Origin of the sequence: Citrobacter sp. wls827 (genome assembly GCF_005280875.1) — a bacterium.
Classification (GTDB): Bacteria; Pseudomonadota; Gammaproteobacteria; order Enterobacterales; family Enterobacteriaceae; genus Citrobacter; species Citrobacter youngae.
This window is the reverse complement of sequence record NZ_SZWR01000001.1, coordinates 398143-417951: the sequence shown is the minus strand read 5'-3', so window position 1 is coordinate 417951 and position 19809 is coordinate 398143. Positions and strand designations below refer to the sequence as shown.

General features: G+C 52.1%; 22 protein-coding genes and 1 other RNA gene. 13 read left to right on the top strand and 10 right to left on the bottom strand.

The window, feature by feature from the left end; genetic code table 11:
• A partial coding sequence (locus tag FDX03_RS22930; RefSeq protein ID WP_249356966.1) for a pyridoxal-phosphate dependent enzyme occupies positions 1-281 on the bottom strand: 281 nt, incomplete at its 3' end.
• Positions 282-393: 112 nt separating this feature from the next.
• On the opposite strand from FDX03_RS22930, the gene decR reads away from it, so the two are divergent.
• From decR to amtB, 5 genes are all read left to right on the top strand, one after another.
• Positions 394-852 carry a DNA-binding transcriptional regulator DecR gene (gene decR, locus FDX03_RS01950; RefSeq protein ID WP_005125175.1) on the top strand — a complete coding sequence of 153 codons (459 nt, stop codon included), beginning with the start codon at positions 394-396 and terminating at the stop codon, positions 850-852.
• 44 nt (positions 853-896) lie between these two features.
• Positions 897-2669 carry a SmdA family multidrug ABC transporter permease/ATP-binding protein gene (locus FDX03_RS01945; protein WP_115643769.1) on the top strand — a complete coding sequence of 591 codons (1773 nt, stop codon included), beginning with the start codon at positions 897-899 and terminating at the stop codon, positions 2667-2669.
• Positions 2662-4440 (top strand): SmdB family multidrug efflux ABC transporter permease/ATP-binding protein, encoded by a 1779-nt coding sequence (locus tag FDX03_RS01940; RefSeq protein WP_137345402.1) that lies wholly within the window; start codon positions 2662-2664, stop codon positions 4438-4440. The genes FDX03_RS01945 and FDX03_RS01940 overlap by 8 nt, the downstream gene beginning before the upstream one ends.
• A gap of 256 nt (positions 4441-4696) precedes the next feature.
• Positions 4697-5035, top strand: coding sequence for a P-II family nitrogen regulator (gene glnK / locus FDX03_RS01930; RefSeq protein ID WP_003021657.1), 339 nt, complete (start codon positions 4697-4699; stop codon positions 5033-5035).
• Between the two features lie 31 nt (positions 5036-5066).
• On the top strand, positions 5067-6353 hold the full coding sequence (amtB, locus tag FDX03_RS01925; protein WP_048212419.1) for an ammonium transporter AmtB: 1287 nt from the start codon (positions 5067-5069) through the stop codon (positions 6351-6353).
• Between the two features lie 50 nt (positions 6354-6403).
• On the opposite strand, the gene tesB is transcribed toward amtB, so the two are convergent.
• Positions 6404-7264 (bottom strand): acyl-CoA thioesterase II, encoded by an 861-nt coding sequence (gene tesB, locus FDX03_RS01920; RefSeq protein ID WP_061067433.1) that lies wholly within the window; start codon positions 7262-7264, stop codon positions 6404-6406.
• 212 nt (positions 7265-7476) lie between these two features.
• Between tesB and FDX03_RS01915 the strand changes: the two genes are divergently transcribed.
• The gene (locus FDX03_RS01915) at positions 7477-8046 is read left to right on the top strand and encodes a YbaY family lipoprotein (protein WP_048212418.1); all 570 of its coding nucleotides are present in this window, start codon (positions 7477-7479) and stop codon (positions 8044-8046) included.
• A 31-nt stretch (positions 8047-8077) separates the two neighbouring features.
• Here FDX03_RS01915 and FDX03_RS01910 read toward each other — a convergent pair whose 3' ends face one another.
• Entirely contained in the window at positions 8078-8467 is a 390-nt protein-coding gene (locus tag FDX03_RS01910) for an MGMT family protein (protein WP_086523608.1), read from the bottom strand.
• 84 nt (positions 8468-8551) lie between these two features.
• Between FDX03_RS01910 and ffs the strand changes: the two genes are divergently transcribed.
• The 3 genes from ffs (at position 8552) to FDX03_RS01895 (ending at position 9313) form a co-directional block, all read left to right on the top strand.
• Positions 8552-8648, top strand: an RNA gene (gene ffs, locus FDX03_RS01905) — signal recognition particle sRNA small type.
• Between the two features lie 198 nt (positions 8649-8846).
• Positions 8847-9098: a hypothetical protein gene (locus FDX03_RS01900; RefSeq protein WP_048212417.1), complete on the top strand. Its 252-nt coding sequence runs from the start codon at positions 8847-8849 to the stop codon at positions 9096-9098.
• Positions 9095-9313: a hypothetical protein gene (locus FDX03_RS01895; RefSeq protein WP_005125184.1), complete on the top strand. Its 219-nt coding sequence runs from the start codon at positions 9095-9097 to the stop codon at positions 9311-9313. Before FDX03_RS01900 ends, FDX03_RS01895 begins: the two co-directional genes overlap by 4 nt.
• 58 nt (positions 9314-9371) lie before the next feature.
• Here the strand turns inward: FDX03_RS01895 and FDX03_RS01890 are convergent, their stop codons facing one another.
• Complete coding sequence (locus FDX03_RS01890; protein ID WP_137345401.1) at positions 9372-10799, bottom strand: PLP-dependent aminotransferase family protein; 1428 nt, start codon at positions 10797-10799, stop codon at positions 9372-9374.
• Positions 10800-10885: 86 nt separating this feature from the next.
• On the opposite strand from FDX03_RS01890, the gene FDX03_RS01885 reads away from it, so the two are divergent.
• Complete coding sequence (locus tag FDX03_RS01885) at positions 10886-11497, top strand: membrane protein (protein ID WP_061067435.1); 612 nt, start codon at positions 10886-10888, stop codon at positions 11495-11497.
• An 82-nt stretch (positions 11498-11579) separates the two neighbouring features.
• Entirely contained in the window at positions 11580-11933 is a 354-nt protein-coding gene (locus FDX03_RS01880) for a DUF1428 family protein (protein WP_061067436.1), read from the top strand.
• A gap of 54 nt (positions 11934-11987) precedes the next feature.
• On the opposite strand, the gene FDX03_RS01875 is transcribed toward FDX03_RS01880, so the two are convergent.
• Positions 11988-13541, bottom strand: coding sequence for an EAL domain-containing protein (locus FDX03_RS01875; RefSeq protein ID WP_115600830.1), 1554 nt, complete (start codon positions 13539-13541; stop codon positions 11988-11990).
• Positions 13542-13729: 188 nt separating this feature from the next.
• Between FDX03_RS01875 and FDX03_RS01870 the strand changes: the two genes are divergently transcribed.
• A complete protein-coding gene (locus FDX03_RS01870) occupies positions 13730-13990 on the top strand; it encodes a type B 50S ribosomal protein L31 (RefSeq protein WP_124021513.1) in 261 nt (86 codons plus the stop codon).
• Position 13991: 1 nt separating this feature from the next.
• Complete coding sequence (gene ykgO / locus FDX03_RS01865) at positions 13992-14132, top strand: type B 50S ribosomal protein L36 (protein WP_005125190.1); 141 nt, start codon at positions 13992-13994, stop codon at positions 14130-14132.
• Between the two features lie 77 nt (positions 14133-14209).
• Here the strand turns inward: ykgO and FDX03_RS01860 are convergent, their stop codons facing one another.
• The 5 genes from FDX03_RS01860 to acrB form a co-directional block, all read right to left on the bottom strand.
• Positions 14210-14680, bottom strand: a complete 471-nt coding sequence (locus FDX03_RS01860) for a YlaC family protein (protein WP_040232692.1) — start codon at positions 14678-14680, stop codon at positions 14210-14212.
• Between the two features lie 116 nt (positions 14681-14796).
• On the bottom strand, positions 14797-15348 hold the full coding sequence (maa, locus tag FDX03_RS01855) for a maltose O-acetyltransferase (RefSeq protein WP_115600829.1): 552 nt from the start codon (positions 15346-15348) through the stop codon (positions 14797-14799).
• A gap of 188 nt (positions 15349-15536) precedes the next feature.
• Positions 15537-15755, bottom strand: a complete 219-nt coding sequence (locus FDX03_RS01850) for an HHA domain-containing protein (RefSeq protein WP_002892050.1) — start codon at positions 15753-15755, stop codon at positions 15537-15539.
• A 27-nt stretch (positions 15756-15782) separates the two neighbouring features.
• A complete protein-coding gene (gene tomB / locus FDX03_RS01845; protein WP_003021733.1) occupies positions 15783-16157 on the bottom strand; it encodes an Hha toxicity modulator TomB in 375 nt (124 codons plus the stop codon).
• Positions 16158-16645: 488 nt separating this feature from the next.
• Positions 16646-19795: an efflux RND transporter permease AcrB gene (gene acrB, locus FDX03_RS01840; RefSeq protein WP_048212411.1), complete on the bottom strand. Its 3150-nt coding sequence runs from the start codon at positions 19793-19795 to the stop codon at positions 16646-16648.
• Positions 19796-19809 lie beyond the last annotated feature (14 nt).

The following is a 19809-nucleotide window of genomic DNA, read 5'->3' as shown; positions in this document are numbered from 1 at the left end:
AGGCGGGCGAAATAGGCTTCAGAAACCGCCGTTGAACCCGATGACGATTCGATAATCGTGGTGCCTTCTTTGATCCAGCCATTACACAGTCCGTAGAGAAACAGTGAACGTGCCAGGCGATGTTTCAGGCTACCGGTTGGATGCGTGCTCTCATCTTTCAAATAGAGCTGAATACCCGGAAACGCCGGAAGCGACAGGCGAATAAGATGCGTATCGGCAGAACGCTGGTAATCCGCATTAATTTCATTGATGGCGTTTTTAACCCAGGAGCTATTCATCATTAATATCCATTTGTCATTTTGTGCCCAGAATAGCGAAAAGCACGGAAAAAATTGTTGCCATTTAGCCTTTAAAATAGAATGTAAGGAGAAAATTCTTCTCTGTGGAGTGGATATGTTAGACAAAATTGACCGTAAGCTGCTTGGCCTACTGCAACAAGACTGCACCCTTTCTTTGCAGGCGTTAGCCGATGCCGTTAATCTGACGACCACCCCCTGCTGGAAACGGCTCAAGCGGCTTGAGGATGACGGCATTCTGCTGGGCAAGGTTGCTCTGCTGGATCCGGAAAAACTGGGGCTGGGTTTAACCGCGTTTGTGCTGATTAAAACCCAGCATCATAGCAGCGAGTGGTACTGCCGCTTTGTCACCGAAGTGACCGGGATGCCGGAGGTGCTGGGTTTCTGGCGAATGGCTGGGGAGTACGACTACCTGATGCGGGTGCAGGTTGCTGATATGAAACGCTATGATGATTTCTATAAGCGTCTGGTGAATAGCGTACCGGGCCTGTCTGATGTTACCTCCAGTTTTGCGATGGAACAGATTAAATACACGACTGCTCTACCTATTGAATAACTCTCCCGGTGATCATTGCCGGAAATCTTGTCAGGACATAACGCGTGCGATTATTTGCTCAATTAAGCTGGTACTTCCGCCGGGAGTGGCGTCGCTACCTCGGGGCGGTGGCCTTGCTTATCATCATCGCTATTCTTCAGCTTATCCCGCCAAAAGTGGTCGGTATCATCGTGGACGGCGTGACGACACAGCGGTTCACCACCGAGCGACTGCTGATGTGGGTTGGCACGATTGCCCTGATTGCGGTGGTTGTCTATTTGTTGCGCTATGTCTGGCGCGTACTTTTGTTCGGCGCATCCTACCAACTGGCAGTTGAACTACGCGAAGACTATTACCGCCAGTTGAGCCGCCAGCATCCTGAATTTTATCTGCGTCATCGCACCGGCGATCTGATGGCGCGTGCAACTAACGATGTTGATCGGGTGGTGTTTGCGGCTGGCGAAGGTGTATTGACGCTGGTGGACTCGCTGGTCATGGGGTGCGCGGTGTTGATCGTGATGTCTACGCAAATCAGTTGGGAGCTGACGCTTATCGCGCTACTCCCAATGCCGGTGATGGCGATAATGATCAAACGTTACGGTGATCGACTCCATAACCGCTTTAAGGTTGCGCAAGCAGCGTTCTCCAGCCTTAACGATCGTACTCAGGAAAGCCTGACCAGTATCCGTATGATTAAGGCTTTTGGTCTGGAAGACCGACAGTCGGCGCTATTTGCCGCAGATGCTAAAGATACCGGCAAGAAAAACTTACGGGTCGCCCGCATTGACGCCCGTTTTGACCCCACGATTTATATCGCCATTGGTATGGCTAACCTGCTGGCTATCGCCGGGGGAAGCTGGATGGTGGTTCATGGCTCTCTGACCCTTGGTCAGTTAACCAGTTTTATGATGTATCTCGGGCTGATGATTTGGCCGATGCTGGCACTGGCATGGATGTTTAACATTGTTGAGCGAGGCAGCGCCGCGTATAGCCGTATTCGCGCCATGCTGGCTGAAGCGCCGGTAGTGGATGACGGCACAGAACCCGTGCCGGAAGGACGCGGCGAGCTGGCGGTGGCAATTCGCGAATTTCGCTACCCGCAAACGGCTCATCCGGTGCTGGAGAATGTGAATTTCCAGCTTAAGCCAGGGCAGATGCTGGGTATTTGTGGCCCGACCGGCGCGGGTAAAAGTACGGTGTTGTCGCTGATCCAGCGTCATTTTGATATCACTGAGGGCGATGTGCGCTTTCATGATATCCCGTTAACTCGCTTGCAACTTGATAGCTGGCGTAGCCGTCTGGCAGTGGTCAGCCAGACACCTTTCTTGTTCTCGGATACTGTCACCAACAACATAGCGCTTGGACGCCCACAGGCCACACAGGAAGAGATCGAACATGTTGCACGTCTGGCCAGCGTGCATGAGGATATTTTACGTCTTCCGCAAGGCTATGACACCGAAGTAGGTGAACGCGGGGTGATGCTGTCCGGTGGACAAAAACAGCGTATTTCTATCGCTCGTGCGCTGCTGCTGAATGCTGAAATCCTGATTCTTGACGATGCGTTATCGGCGGTGGATGGTCGTACTGAACATCAAATCCTGCATAACCTGCGCCAGTGGGGAGAAGGCAGAACCGTGATAATCAGCGCTCACCGTTTATCTGCGCTGACAGAAGCCAATGAAATTATCGTGATGCAGCACGGACATATTGCTCAGCGTGGCGAACACGATGCGCTGGTGCAGCAACCCGGCTGGTATCGTGATATGTACCGTTATCAGCAACTGGAAGCGGCGCTGTCCGATGCGCCAGAAGTAAACGAGGAGGCGGCTAATGCGTAGTTTTGGGCAGCTATGGCCGACCCTGAAAAGACTGCTGGCGTACGGCTCTCCGTGGCGAAAACAGCTGGCAATTGCGGTGGTCATGCTATGGGTGGCGGCAGCGGCGGAGGTGAGTGGTCCGCTGCTCATCAGCTATTTTATCGACAACATGGTGGCGAAAAACAATCTGCCGCTGGCGATGGTGGCTGGGCTGGTGGCGGCATATGTCGGTCTGCAACTGTTGGCGGCGGGCCTGCATTACGCGCAGTCATTACTCTTTAACCAGGCGGCCGTTGGTGTGGTGCAGCAGTTACGTACCGATGTGATGGATGCCGCGCTACGTCAGCCGCTCAGTGCTTTCGATACTCAGCCAGTCGGGCAGCTTATCTCACGTGTGACCAATGACACCGAAGTGATCCGTGACCTGTATGTGACGGTGGTCGCGACGGTACTGCGCAGCGCCGCCTTAATCGGTGCCATGCTGGTGGCGATGTTCAGCCTCGAGTGGCGTATGGCGCTGGTGGCGATGGCCATATTCCCGGCAGTGCTGGTGGTGATGGTGATTTATCAACGCTACAGCACCCCGATTGTGCGTCGGGTGCGCGCTTATCTGGCGGATATTAACGATGGCTTTAACGAAGTCATCAACGGCATGAGCGTTATCCAGCAGTTCCGCCAGCAGGCGCGATTTGGCGAGAGAATGGGGGAGGCCAGCCGCTCGCACTATATGGCGCGTATGCAAACCCTGCGACTGGATGGCTTTTTGCTGCGCCCGCTACTGAGCCTTTTCTCGGCGCTGATCCTCTGCGGTTTGCTGATGCTGTTCAGCTTTACCTCTGGCAGCTCCATTGAGGTTGGCGTGCTGTACGCGTTTATCAGCTACCTCGGCCGTTTGAACGAGCCGCTGATCGAGCTGACCACCCAGCAATCAATGCTGCAGCAGGCGGTTGTCGCCGGCGAGCGAGTGTTCGAACTGATGGACGGGCCTCGTCAGCGCTATGGTGAAGATGATCGACCGCTGAAGAGCGGGGACATTGAGGTGGATAACGTTTCATTTGCCTATCGTGACGACAATCTGGTGCTGCAAAACATCAGTCTGTCCGTGCCTTCGCGCAGCTTTGTAGCGTTGGTCGGGCATACCGGTAGCGGCAAAAGTACGCTGGCCAGTCTGCTGATGGGTTACTACCCGTTGACGCAGGGCGAAATCCGCCTTGACGGACGTCCGCTGTCTTCTCTGAGCCACAGTGCGTTACGCCAGGGCGTGGCGATGGTGCAACAGGATCCGGTGGTGATGGCGGATACCTTCCTGGCAAACGTCACGCTGGGTCGTGATATCTCAGAAGAACGGGTGTGGCAGGCGCTGGAAACCGTACAGCTGGCCGAGCTGGCGCGGGGTCTGAGCGAGGGTATTCATACCCGGCTGGGCGAGCAGGGCAATAATCTATCAGTTGGGCAGAAACAGCTGCTGGCGCTGGCGCGGGTATTGGTGGAAACGCCGCAGGTACTGATCCTCGATGAGGCCACGGCCAGTATTGACTCCGGTACTGAACAGGCTATTCAGCAGGCGTTGGCAGCGGTGCGTGAGCACACCACGCTGGTGGTGATTGCGCATCGGTTATCCACTATTGTCGATGCGGATACCATTCTGGTACTGCACCGGGGACAGGCCGTTGAACGCGGCACGCACCAGCAACTGCTTGCCGCACAGGGCCGCTACTGGCAAATGTATCAACTGCAGTTGGCGGGCGAAGAGCTGGCGGCTAGCGTAAACGAAGATTCGGCAATCGCCTGATGGCGCTGCGTTTCTCAGGCCTACAGCCAGTGTGGTTTTGTAGGCCTGAGAAAGCGTTTTCGCCGCCATCCGGCAATCAACAATCTGGTGCAAAAATGTAACGCACTATGCACCGTTATAGTGCATTTTTTCTTTTTCTCTCCTGGCCGTACCCCGTGCGGCTGAATCATCCCGCGTTTTTCATTCCTGGCACATCCCTTGCAATATTCATTTGGTGTATCTGCAGCCACTACTGAATTCTGACTGGAGGGGATCTATGAAGCTGGTTACCGTGGTAATCAAACCGTTCAAACTGGAAGACGTCCGTGAAGCATTGTCGTCTATTGGTATTCAGGGGCTGACCGTCACCGAAGTGAAGGGGTTTGGCCGACAAAAAGGTCATGCCGAGTTGTACCGGGGAGCTGAATACAGCGTCAACTTCTTACCCAAAGTGAAGATTGATGTGGCAATTGCTGATGACCAACTGGATGGCGTAATTGATGTCATCAGTAAGGCCGCCTACACCGGAAAAATTGGCGACGGCAAAATTTTCGTCGCCGAGCTGCAACGCGTGATTCGTATTCGTACCGGCGAAGCCGACGAAGCCGCACTGTAACGTCTGGCACACAGTGATAGGAAACCAAAAAATGAAGATAGCGACGATGAAAACGGGTATTGCTTCACTGGCGCTGCTGCCGGGTCTGGCGATGGCGGCACCGGCGGTTGCAGATAAAGCGGATAACGCTTTTATGATGATCTGTACCGCGCTGGTGCTGTTTATGACCATCCCAGGCATTGCGCTGTTCTATGGCGGTTTGATTCGCGGTAAGAACGTGTTGTCGATGCTGACCCAGGTTACGGTGACATTCGCTCTGGTTTGTATTTTATGGGTGGTTTATGGCTACTCACTGGCCTTTGGCGAAGGAAATAATTTCTTCGGTAACTTCAACTGGGTCATGCTGAAGAATATTGCACTGACGGCGGTCACGGGGAGCTTCTACCAGTACATTCACGTTGCCTTTCAGGGGTCTTTCGCTTGCATTACCGTTGGGCTTATTGTCGGTGCACTGGCTGAGCGCATTCGGTTCTCTGCGGTGCTGATTTTTGTGGTGGTGTGGTTAACGTTGTCGTACATCCCCATTGCCCATATGGTCTGGGGCGGCGGTTTGCTGGCTACTCACGGTGCGCTGGATTTTGCGGGCGGTACGGTAGTACATATCAATGCTGCGATTGCCGGCCTGGTTGGGGCTTATCTGATTGGTAAACGCGTCGGTTTTGGCAAAGAAGCGTTTAAGCCACATAACCTGCCAATGGTCTTTACCGGCACGGCTATTCTCTATATCGGTTGGTTTGGCTTTAACGCTGGCTCCGCGGGTATGGCGAATGAAATTGCCGCGCTGGCCTTCGTCAATACCGTTGTTGCCACCGCGGCCGCCATTCTCGGCTGGATCTTCGGTGAATGGGCGCTGCGTGGCAAACCGTCCCTGCTGGGCGCGTGTTCTGGCGCCATTGCCGGTCTGGTAGGCGTGACACCTGCCTGTGGCTATATCGGTGTCGGCGGCGCGCTGATTATCGGTGTCGCTGCGGGGCTGGCTGGCCTGTGGGGCGTAACCATGCTGAAGCGCTTTCTGCGTGTTGATGACCCGTGTGATGTCTTCGGTGTTCACGGCGTGTGCGGCATTGTCGGCTGCATCCTGACCGGCGTTTTCGCGGCCAGCTCTCTGGGCGGCGTAGGCTTTGCCGAAGGCGTTACCATGGGGCATCAGTTGCTGGTACAACTGGAAAGCGTGGCGATCACCATTGTCTGGTCCGGTGTGGTGGCTTTCATTGGCTATAAGCTGGCGGACATGACGGTAGGCCTGCGCGTACCGGAGGAGCAGGAGCGCGAAGGTCTGGATGTGAACAGCCACGGCGAGAACGCTTACAACGCTTGATGTTTCAATCTGCCGGATGGCAACGCTTTTGCGTCACCATCCGGTAATTCTCAATTACGATTACGCATTACCCCTTCCTGCACGGTAGAAGCAACCAGCACGCCGTCCTGCGTATAAAACTCCCCGCGAACAAAGCCCCGTGCGCCGGAGGCCGAAGTACTCTCGACGTTATACAGCAGCCACTCATTGATATTAAAAGGACGATGGAACCACATAGAATGGTCGATCGTAGCGATCTGAATCCCTTTTTCCAGAAAACCAATGCCATACGGTTGTAAAGCAACGGGCAGGAAGTTCAGGTCTGAAGCATAACCCAGCAGATACTGATGGACGCGTAGATCGTCCTGCAGCGTGCCGTTAGCGCGGATCCACACCTGGCGAGTCGGGTTGGCAACGTGACCTTTTAACGGATTATGAAATTCCACCGGACGTACTTCCAGCGGGCGGTCGTTGATAAATTTTTCTTTCAACAGCGGCGGCAGCAGGTGAGCGACCGAACGGGCGATCTCAGTTTCTGATTTAAGCTCTTCAGGGCCAGGCGCTGCCGGCATCTCTTTTTGATGCTCAAACCCATCTTCTGGTGCCTGGAAAGAGGCAGTCATATAAAAAATGGGTTTCCCATTCTGGATCGCGGCAACGCGGCGGGCGCTGAAGCTGTTACCATCACGCAGCACTTCGACATCATAGATGATGGGCTTTTGGCTATCGCCCGGACGTAAAAAGTAGCTGTGAAAGGAGTGCACCAGGCGCTCTTCCGGTACGGTTTCTTTTGCGGCATACAGCGCCTGACCGACAACCTGCCCCCCAAAAACCTGACGTAACCCTAAGTCTTCACTTTGGCCCCGAAAGAGTCCTTCTTCAATTTTTTCCAGATTTAACAATGTCAGCAAATTTTTCAGTGCCAGACTCATACGTGCTCTCCAGGTAATAGCGTTCTCGCAGCGAGGTAGGCAGAGTATAACGCAATTTTGAAAGTGGTCCGATGGGTGCAATTGTCTGAATTACTGGCCGATTACAGGCAAAACCAGCTGTCTTGTGCCACACTTAGTCACGTTATGTTTTTGTTAACCACTCTTCTGGCGAGGAAAGTTCTCGCTGGTGCATAGATGATAAGGAGAATTTAATGAAACTCGTGCACATGGTAAGTGGTTTAGCGGTTGCGGTCGCTCTGGCGGCCTGTGCTGATAAAAGCGCGGATATTCAGACACCTGCGCCAAGCCCTAATACGTCAATTGCTGACACACAGTCAAAAATTCAACAGCCGAATGTGTCTGGTACCGTATGGATCCGCCAGAAAGTTGCCTTACCGCCGGATGCCGTGCTGACCGTAACACTGTCAGATGCATCGCTTGCCGATGCACCGTCAAAAGTGCTGTCGCAAAAAGTTGTACGTACCGAGGGTAAACAAGCACCATTCAGCTTCGTACTCCCGTTTAACCCGGCAGATATTCAGCCGAACGCCCGTATTCTGCTGAGTGCGGCGATTACGGTGAATGATAAACTGGTCTTTATTACTGATACCGTCCAGACGGTGATCAATCAGGGGGGGACTAAAGCCGACCTGACCCTGGTCCCGGTCCAGCAGACGGCTGTTCCAGTACAGGCGAGTGGTGGTGCCGCGACAACGGTACCGTCAACGTCACCCACACAGGTGAATCCGTCTTCCGCCGTTCCTGCCCCGACACAGTACTAAGGGCATTCTAACCCTCTCCATCCGGAGGGGGTTAGTACACCCAGCGATAGCGCTGTAAATCGATTTGTCCACTCCCTGAAACCACAATACCTTCCGCCAGCAACGCCTGACGCTGTCGTTGTAGGTCTGGACCTGTAAGCGAAATGGCACCATGACGATTAACCACCCGATGCCAGGGCAAAGTGCTGCCTTCGGGGAGACGCTTAAGCACGCCGCCTACCTGGCGAGCAGCACGCGGTGAGCCAGCAAGCCTGGCGACATCGCCATAGGTGGTGACGAATCCTTCGGGGATTGAGGCAACGATTTGCCAGACGCGTTGAGGGAAAGAGTCTTGTATATCCATCGTTTTTTCCTGCGCTAATCCTCCAGCATAATCCCGAATGACGAGGTAGTGAAGCTTCATTGCACAAGAAAACAGCATCCGGTGCTGGATGAGTTGCAATTACCGGGTGCAGCAGTGATAATGCGCCTGCGCGTTGGTTGACAACGCTCTCAATGGGGGCTCTGTTGGTTCTCCCGCAACGCTACTCTGTTCACCAGGTCAGGTCCGGAAGGAAGCAGCCAGGGCAGATGACGTGTGTGCCGGGATGTAGCTGGCAGGGCCCCCACCCAATTCTGCCGTCCGGCAATCTCAATTCTTCTCATCTTCTTTTCTTTGTCATCGTATTGTCATTTTATTGTCATCAAATGCTGTCAATGTGTTTCGGGGATGTTATTTGATGCTTTTGCCGCTGCCATCGCGCTGTAACGACATGGTCTTACATCCGGTGTGTTTTGGCTGACCACAAGGATTTTCTACGATGTCGACCGCTGTATTGAATGTCAAAATTGATGAGGCGCTAAAAGAAAAGCTGCGTCACTACGCTGAAGTGAATAATGAGAACCTAAGTATCTCGACGGAAAAATTGCTACTTATCGCGTTTTCCGCCATTGAAGAGGCGGGAGTCTCCGCTGATGATATTGATAGCCAGCATACGGAAGAATCCGTGGTTGAAGCACTGACTCCTAAAGAAATCAAAGCATTGCGCAGATTACTGAAGAAGAAAAAATGAAACAACAACCGCTCTCAACCGCCTGTAATTATGGCGAAGCCTGTGAATTGCTACGTTCCGGTTATGTGAAACATGTTCGTCTGAGCTGGAATGTCGGTAGCGATGAGTTTTTCCGTATTGCTTCTGACTGGTGCGATGCCGGGGCGAAAATTAAGAAAGACGGCGAGAATTTTGTGATTTCCCTGAAGGGGTTCCCGGTTCCTCCTCAGCGGTAATAATGCCCAGACATCCTCGTCCATCACGGTATCCAGGACGAGTCTTTTGACTCGTCGCTTAGATTATTTTGCGCATTTTCCCGTGATTTGCCTGTAAACGCAGATTATCCCAAATGGGTTGCAACGTCCGGAAAGCCGAGCGCATTGTGTCATCGGGCAGAGCAAAGGGCATACGCAAAAAGCGATCGAATGCGCCATCCAGGCCGAAGCGCGTCCCGGTACCCAACTGAATACCTGCACTTTCGGCACGGGTGGCAAAGAGCGTTGCCAGCGTATCGGGTAATTCAACCCAGAAAGAGAGTCCCCCCTGTGGTTGAGTAAACTGCCACTCCGGGAAATGTGTCTTCATCAGGTCATGGCACAGATCGCGCCGGGTGGTGAGCAATTGCCGTCTGTCGGGAAGAAAATCGGCCGCATTGTCCAGCAACCAACCCGTGGCAAGCTGTTCAAGCACTGGTGATCCTAAATCAAATGTGTCGCGAGTCTGTACCAGCGCGGCAATAGTACGTGACGAGGCCCGAATCCATCCCAGACGCAGACCTCCCCAGAAGCTTTTCCCTGCCGATCCCAGCAGGATCACCGGCGCATCGCGATTGAATGCAGCAAGTGGAGGCGGAGGCGGGGCGTCATACCACAGGTTCACCATGGTCTCATCGACCACCAGCGTGGTGCAGGTTCTTTCCGCAATATCAGCCACAACCTGGCGAGTTTCGGCGTCCATACAGCGTCCGGTCGGGTTGTGAAAGTCCGGCATCAGATAGGCCATTCTCGGGGCTGTTTGCGCGAGGGTGGCAACCAGACCCGCTGTATCCCAACCGTGCTCAGGCAGCGAAACGCCGACGGGGCGACATGATGCCCCTTGTATTGCTGCAATCGCCAGCGGATACGTGGGGTGATCGACCACTACGCGATCGCCGGGACCGGTGAGTAAACGCAGGATCAACGCCAGGCCGCTGACCGCGCCGTTCACGACCATTATTTCATCCGACTGTGTGGGTAATCCACGTTCGCAATAATGCCGGGCGATGGATTCACGCAAAACCGCCAGTCCCTGCGGCAGATACCCGGAGCTCAGCAAATGCTGCGGCATCGCAAATAACGCTTGTTGGTAAGCCTGATGAATTTCTGGCCCAGCGCTGAGGGCCGCTGTGGACAAATCCAACGCTGTGCCGGTACTGGTTCGCGTAGGCACATGACGAATGTGTTCCGGCAGGATCACCCGTGAGCCGCTCCCATGACGGCTTTCCAGATATCCCTCTTCACGCAGTTGCGCCATGGCGCTGGCGACGGTGGTTCGGCTCACTTCCAGAACGGCAGCGAGCTCGCGTTCGCCGGGCAAGCGACTATCCAGTGCCAGTCGACCATCCAGGATCAGCAGACGTAACGCTTCCGCCAGTTGTCGCCAGATAGGCGTTCGCGAGGGGCTTTCCTGCCAGTGCCCTAGCAGGCGCTGCAAAGATTGACTTCCGTAACGGCGAGATGACATAGCAGTCCACTTTTTGAAAACTGGACATTAATCATAGTGCCAATTGCGGTGAAGATGAAAGCTATCTGAGAGGCGAGGAGAAAATTATGCTGCGTCGTTTACTTCAGCTGTATGTTGGACTGGCGCTGTACGGCGTTTCGACGGCGATGTTTGTCCGTGCAGATTTAGGGGCTGATCCGTGGAACGTATTTCATCTGGGCGTGGCAAATCTATTATCGATGAATATCGGCCTGGTGATCATCGCCGTGGGTGTATTGGTCCTGCTGGCATGGATACCACTGCGCCAGCGCCCCGGATTTGGCACTCTCAGCAATGTCATTATGATTGGTTTGGCGGCAGATGCCGCGCTGGCGGTGATCCCAGGATTCGAATCGCTACTGACGCGCAGTGGACTGCTGGTTGCGGCGGTGATCCTGAACGCGTTAGCCACCAGTCTGTACATTGGCGCCGGTTTTGGTGCGGGCCCACGTGACGGCTTGATGACCGGCATTCATGCGCGTACTGGTTGGTCTGTACGGACTATCCGGACCGCAATCGAGGTGTCGGTTTTGCTCAGCGGTTGGCTTCTTGGCGGAACCGTGGGTGTTGGAACGGTACTGTATGCGTTAGCTATTGGACCGTTAATTCAGATTTGCCTGCCGTGGTTTCGTCATCTGCCGCAGTCACGTATTTGTGTTCGGAATGAGCCTACGGCGTGATTGCCTGCTGACGACTAAACTTAACCTCGACTGACGCGGCTGGAATCGGCTTGCCGCGCAGTACACTTCGGAGGTTTATCTGATGAAGTATGTTGATGGTTTTGTTGTTGCCGTTCCTGCCGAAAACAAGGAGGCATATATCGCGATGGCGGCAAAGGCTGCGCCGCTTTTCAAGGAGTTCGGTGCACTGCGCGTTGTGGAGTGTTGGGCTGATGATGTTCCCGACGGTAAGTTGACCGATTTCCGTATGGCGGTGAAAGCGCAGGATCATGAAGAAGTGGTATTCAGCTGGATTGAATACCCTTCCAAAGAAGTCCGCGATGCGGCGAACCAGAAGATGATGTCCGATCCCCGTATGAAGGAGTTTGGTGAATCTATGCCATTTGATGGCAAGCGAATGATCTACGGTGGATTCTCGCCCATTATGGAAGAGTGACATGACTGGCTGTGCGGCGTGCCGCCAGCCATCTCAATACACGCCAGTGCCATGCTAAAGTCGTTTTTCCGCCCACAGAATAAATTCCGCCTTTGGCAGTGCTTTGCTGTACAACCAGCCCTGACCATACTGCACGCCATGTTGACGTAGCCAGCTTTCCTGGTTCTCGGTCTCGATGCCTTCTGCCACCATTTCCAGCTCCAGCGTTTTGGCTATCTCGATAATATGTGGCGTGACGTTATTGTATTCCAGCGCATCGACGAACGATTTGTCTATCTTCAGGATGTCTACATCCAGATCCTGCAAATAGCTCAGACTGGAATAACCGGTACCAAAGTCATCAATATAGATTGAGTGACCCGCCTGACGGTATTTAGCAATAAACGGCGCGCTGTTTTTCGGGTCGGCAAATTCGCGTTCAGTCAGTTCCAGGGCAATTTGTGCGGGTTTTAGTTGCCAGTGGTTAACCATGCGGCTTAGCAGCGCCGGAAGCGTTTCGGACTTCAAATCGGCCGACTCAAGGTTGAGTGATATATGCTGTTGAGGATGTTGATGCAGCCATTTACCTAGATCCTCGAAGACGTTTTCAATAATCAAACGTGTGAGTGGTTCTGTCAGGCCGGTTTCTTCGGCCAGCGGGATAAAAATATCGGGTGAGAGATAGCTACCGTCAGCTTGTCGCCAGCGGGCCAGTGCTTCCGCACCCACGACCTTTCCTGTTTTGAGCGAAATAATGGGCTGGTAATGGACCTTGATAGCCCGGTTCTGAATGGCATCTTGCAATTGGTGATGGGGAGACTGCAAGCGGCGCAAAATACGCAGGATAAAGAGGGCGGTGAGCAGGCCAATAATGAGCCCTGCCGGGAGCCAGATCAGCGCCTGTCGGTGCCAGGATTTTTGCAAAGGTAATGTCGACGCCCAGCTTACGATAGTGATGCCCAGTTCGGGGAAAGGGCGAGAATTATAAATACTGCCCTCTTTTTGAAAATGGCTGATAGAACGGTCTTTTTGCAGATGATGTAACACGTCTGAAGGGAGATCGGCACTACTGGCCACCACGACGTTGCTTACTGTACCCACAATGGCGACTTCGATAGGCCATGAACCAAATGGAATGACATCAATGAACGATCCCGGATCGATCATCACGACATAATGTTCGCTGCCGAGCGCCGCCATAAAACGTTGTATTCCGAGGTCGTTTTGCGAAGTTAACCAGGCGCGATAGCCATCAGGTGTCATTTTCATTGGTGGCGGAAACGCAGCAGCCAGGCTCCTTTTCTCAAGGGAGGAACATTGTGGAACATTGCCTTTGAGGTACATCACTTCCTGAATATAACGGTAGCTGTATGACAACCGGCGCATTTCCAGCAAATGTTCCTCTGAGCAGGGCACACCCTGGAAGGCTTCTATTTTGCGTAGCGCTTTTTTGGCCTGCTCGCCGACGCGTTCTGTACGCAAAGCGACGCGGGTAGAGAATGAATCAAGTTCATCGATAAATTTCGTTTCGACCTGACGATGTGCCAGCCACAGGCTTAAACACACCGGTACGAGGATGGACAGAACCAGTATTCCCGTCACCAGGCCAATCAGATGTCGTGTTGTCACGGTGATATCCTTATTTACACAGCATAGGGAAAGTATATCTGAAAGCCGAAAAAGCTATTCGATTGGCATCATATATTTACGGCCACTGATCATCCCGTTTAGTAACCCACAACGTAAATCGGGTTGTGATTCGTACAAGAGTGGTGTATTTTGTTGGGTATGTTATAACGTAACAAATTGAGGTTGCCATGAAACCGGATATCCACCCTTTTTATCGCCCAGTGGTGTTTCACGATACCAGTGCCAATGAATACTTTAAGGTCGGTTCGACGATTAAAACCGAACGAGAGATTGAGTTCGAGGGCCAAATGTACCCGTACGTAACGCTTGATATCTCGTCTAAGTCACATCCGTACTATACCGGTAAACAGAAAACCTTCGATAATGAAGGCAGCGCGGCTCGTTTCCAGAAACGTTTCGGCCACTTCATTGGCGCTAAGCGAGGTTAAGATGCAGGTACTCAATTCACTTCGCAGCGCAAAGCAGCGGCACCCTGACTGCCAGATAGTCAAACGCAAAGGGCGTTTGTACGTCATCTGCAAAACGAATCCGCGGTTTAAAGCGGTACAGGGCCGTAAAAAAAGACGTTAGTCACTTCGCCAGCATTACAGGGACTGAAGTGCGTTCCCCTCGTGGGACGCACTTTTTTTGTTTGTGACAGGGCGTGATTACTGACTAGCCTGCGCGCGGGTTAGTGTGAAGACATCATAAAATGACAGTTCGCCTTTCCGCGTTATCATTTTTTGCAGTTGGGCCTTATGCTCACTGTCGACTTGGGGAGAGTGCAGAATAGTGTCGATCAGCGAGGGTGGCACAAAGCGTGTGTTGTACCATTCACCGTTATAGCAGACTCTGAAATCCAGTACGTCAATGTCTTCAAAGCGGTAACGTGGCGCAACGTCAAAAAAGAAAAAGGCGTTGAGTAAGGCGAACAGTACAACCAACAGCCATACCGAATCGACCAGCGTTTCTGATTGCAGCATAACCGCCAGTGTGGCAAAAAACGCAACATACATGCCGATAAATAGCCCTGGATGTTTACGAATAAAGCTGATGCTAAAGCGCGGTTTGTTGTCGCGCTTTTCGCGAATATTTAAGTCGTCGATGGTTTCGGTAAGCAGGCGTTGTATTTCTGTCATCTCTTGCCTTCGTGAAGTCTGCAATAGTCAGGAGGGATCAGCCCATTTTAAAAGGGGATACTGTCTGAGAAAAGTAACAGATTAACCACAATTTAGCATAACAGTTACATATCAGATCACAGTGTTTTGATGATCCGTGCCGGATTGCCTCCGACGACGGTGTTTGCCGGAACGCTTTTCGTCACCACTGCGCCTGACGCCACAACCACATTGTCGCCCAGTGTTACCCCCGGATTTATGACTGCGCGACCACCGATCCAGACATTATTCCCGATGGTTACAGGTTTCCCTAGTTCAACCCCGCTATTGCGTTCGTTAGCGTCCAGTGGATGAGTTGCCGTATAGATATGGACTCCCGGTGCCAACATACAGTTATCACCGATGTGGATTGGGCAGACATCAAGCATGACGCAGTCGAAGTTGGCGTAAAACGCTTTGCCGAGATAAATGTTATACCCGTAGTCGCAACGAAAAGAGGGCTCAATGTAAGCGCCTTCGCTTTGCCCCAACAGATCGCGCAGGATAGCCTGACGTTCACTCTGCGCATCGGGTGCGGTGGCATTGTATCGGTGGATGAGTAGGCGTGCGCGGAGACGGTCGTTGCGCAACGTTTCATCTGCCGGGCGATACAATTCGCCGGCGATCATCTTTTTCTTATCTTCACTCATTACGAACTTTCCCGTTTGCTGATAGGCAGTCACAGTACAGTAAAACGCAATGCAGGGAAGGGGAACGTTCCCGTTTTCTCACTGTGATCGCAATCACGTGATTTGAATTAAATAATGATAGTTGGTGCGGGAAATGGTCAGCCAGACAAACAAATGTTTCGCGATACCTGACTTAACCTCATGAGCAATTAACGAATAAATTTCCAAACAGATGTTGGGATCTTGTCGTAGAGCTTATTCATTGTCAATTCAGCAAGACGATGATCGGCGGCTGAGTAAAATACAGCCAGTTCATTGTCAGACAATTCATATTTATTTTTCTCAATAACACGTTCAAGCGTGTCAATTGTTTGACAGCGTCGCAGGCGCATCAAATAATCTGTTTTAGTTAATGGTTTATCGGACATAACTCTTACCTATGATTGTAATAATTTTTAACAAGACAAACTGACAGGATTAGCCCTGGTGGCATTGACAAAACAGCGAAACAGTCGATTACCTGACTTCCGCCATTTCTGTAGATCCTGCGTATTAATACCATAACTACTGAACAACATAAAAGTGTCATCCAGGTATTCATCAATCTGCGCGATCAGCTTATTGTCCTCATTGTACTTAATTTTATAATTAAGTGCGAAGGTTGCAATATGCTCTATCAGTTCATTGAGCTGCAAGCTGGTTGCAGAGGTAGGGTCATTTACCCAACCATGATTGCTTTGTTCAAGGTTTGCAAGACAGTCATGATACAGGGTTTCGCAGAGAAATTTAAGCTGCGCGATATCATGTCTTTTCGGTGAGTATTCATCCATAACGCATCCCCTTCTTAGTGGTTTAGACTAACCGAACACCTTTCGGGATGGATACAACAAACGACCTGGAACTTGCCCGCGACTCCTGATGATTTAACTATAATCTACTCTAAAAAAGATTTCATCGTCATATCACGAAAAATTACAATTATGCAAAATTATGACGCAGTCCCATTTTTACATTTTAACAGATAAATGCCGGTATTCGAAATGGAACAACTTCTTTATTCTCGGCCAATCATCACGTTATCTTGTTTAGGTTTAGCAACGAAAGGCGACAACCGACTCTGTGAACGAAAACTAGGAATAGTCTTAATATTTATTTAAGTAAATAAGGGTTCATGACGCTTTTTAAGAATAGCCTTTAGACTCACAAGGATTATATCGCTTATTTAAACAAGAGAAAATAAACGAAATCGCAATAAGCGCTTTTTATGATTTTTTTCCAGAAAAAAGGCCGCTTGCGCGGCCTTATCTTTAGGAATGTATCAATGATGCTCAACTGAGTGGCTATGTTCAACATCTTCGTTCTTGCGGCTAAAGCGGCGGCGGACCACCACAAAGAACACCGGAACAAAGAAGATAGCCAATACGGTTGCTGTGACCATCCCGCCCATTACGCCAGTACCGACGGCGTTCTGCGCGCCACTCCCCGCACCGGAGCTGATAACCAGTGGCATTACGCCGAGGATAAAGGCTAATGATGTCATCAGAATCGGACGTAAACGCATACGAACTGCGTCCAGCGTCGCTTCTACCAGGCCTTTACCTTCTTTATCCATCAAGTCTTTGGCGAATTCGACGATCAATATCGCGTTCTTCGCCGACAACCCAATGGTTGTGAGCAGGCCCACCTGGAAGTAAACGTCGTTGGTCAAACCACGGAATGTTGCCGCCAGCAGCGCACCGATAACCCCCAGTGGAACGACCAGCATAACGGAGAACGGAATTGACCAGCTCTCGTACAATGCCGCCAGACACAGGAAGACGACGATCAGTGAAATCGCATACAGGGCAGGTGCCTGGTTACCGGACAGCCGTTCCTGGTAGGACATGCCCGTCCAGTCATAGCCGATACCGGATGGCAGTTTGCTGGCCAGTTGCTCCATCATTGCCATCGCTTCACCGGTACTTTTACCCGGTGCGGCCTGGCCCAGGATTTCCATGGAAGGCAGACCGTTATAGCGTTCCAGACGCGGAGAACCATATTCCCAACGCGAGGAAGAGAACGCAGAGAACGGCACCATTTGTCCATCGCTACCGCGGACATACCAGTTTCCAATATCTTCTGGCAACATACGGTATTTGGCTTCAGACATGACGTAAACTTTCTTCACACGACCACGGTCGATGAAGTCGTTCACGTAGCTTCCGCCCCATGCAGCGCCCAGCGTTGTATTAATGTCACTAATGGAAACACCCAGAGCCTGCGCTTTTTCCTGATCGATATCGATCTTGAATTGCGGAGTATCTTCCAGACCGTTAGGACGTACGCCTACCAACAGATCTGGATGTTTCGCGACTTCACCAAACAGTTGGTTACGCGCCTGAGTCAATTTTTCATGGCCCAGACCAGCCTGGTCAATCAACTGGAAGTCGAAACCCGTCGCGGTGCCAAGTTCTACGATTGCTGGCAGGTTAAAGGCGAATACCATGGCGTCTTTAATCTGCGAGAATGCACCCATCGCACGTTGAGTAATGGCCTCAACTTTGTTCTCTTCGCCCGGACGTTCACTCCAGTCTTTCAACGAGACGAACGCGATACCGGTGTTCTGACCACGACCCGCAAAACCGAAACCGTTAACGGCAAACACCGATTCAACGTTCGCTTTTTCTTTAGTCAGATAGTAATCCGTCATTTCGTCCAGCACCTTCTGGGTACGCTCTTGCGTTGCACCCGCTGGCAGCTGAGCCATTGACAGGAATACCCCCTGGTCTTCATCCGGCAAGAACGAACTTGGCAGACGAACGAACAGGTAGGCCATGCCCACGACGATGATCAGATACAGCGCCAGATAACGACCGGTGCTGCGCAGAATACCGCCTACGCTGTCGGTATAGTGGTGCGTGCTCTTATCGAACATGCGGTTGAACCAACCGAAGAAGCCCGTTTTGCCTTCACCGTGATCGCCTTTAGCAATCGGTTTAAGCATTGTTGCACACAGGGCAGGGGTCAGAATCAACGCCACCAGTACAGACAACGCCATTGCGGAAACAATGGTGATGGAGAACTGGCGGTAAATCGCACCGGTAGAACCCCCGAAGAAGGCCATTGGGATAAATACCGCTGACAGTACCATCGCGATACCCACCAATGCGCCCTGAATCTGGCCCATTGATTTACGCGTTGCTTCTTTCGGTGGTAGCCCTTCTTCGGCCATGACACGTTCAACGTTCTCGACCACAACGATGGCGTCATCCACCAACAGGCCGATGGCGAGCACCATCCCGAACATCGTCAACGTGTTTATCGAGAAGCCGAAAATCGCAAGGACGGCAAACGTACCCAATAGCACCACCGGCACGGCGATAGTCGGAATCAACGTCGCGCGGAAGTTCTGCAGGAACAGATACATGACCAGGAATACGAGGATGATTGCTTCCGCCAGCGTTTTCACTACTTCGTGAATAGAGATTTTCACGAATGGCGTAGTGTCATACGGGTAAACGATCTTCAGGCCTGACGGGAAGAAGGGTTCCATCTTCTTCAGCTCTTCGCGGATAGCGTTCGCGGTGTCGAGGGCGTTAGCGCCTGTCGCCAGCTTGATACCCAGACCAGACGCAGGTTTGCCGTTGAACTTCGCAATGATGTCGTAGTTCTCGCCACCCAGTTCGACTTTCGCGACGTCACGCAGACGTACCTGAGAGCCATCCTGGTTCACTTTCAGCAGAATTTTGCCGAACTCATCTGCGGAGGTCAGACGGGTTTGCGCGATGATCGACGCGTTAAGCTGCTGGCCTTTCACTGGCGGCGTACCGCCTAACTGACCGGCTGCAACCTGGGCGTTCTGCGCTTTAATGGCGCTGATCACATCAACCGGCGTCAGCTGGAAGTTGTTCAGTTTATTCGGATCCATCCAGATACGCATCGCGTACTGGGAACCGAACAGCTGCACGTCACCCACACCTGAAGTACGGCTGATCGCATCCTTCATGTTGGCGCCCACGTAGTCGGAAATATCCTCCTGCGTCATGGTGCCGTTGGTGTTGATGACGCCGACAACCATCAGGAAGCTACTGGACGATTTCTCGACGCTCACGCCCTGTTGTTGTACTTCCTGCGGCAGCAGCGGCATTGCCAGCTGCAGTTTGTTCTGCACCTGAACCTGCGCAATGTCAGCATCAGTACCTGACTGGAAAGTCAGGGTGATCTGAACCGTACCGGTTGAGTCACTGTTAGAGGACATGTACATCAGGTTATCGATACCGTTCATATTCTGTTCGATAACCTGCGTAACAGTATCCTGTACTGTTTTGGCATCAGCGCCAGGGTAGGTCGCGGAGATCGTCACTGCCGGAGGTGCAATAGTAGGATATTGCGCTACCGGCAATTTGAGGATCGCGAGCCCCCCTGCCAACATGATGATAATGGCGATCACCCACGCAAATATGGGGCGATCGATAAAGAAATTAGGCATGTCTTAACGGCTCC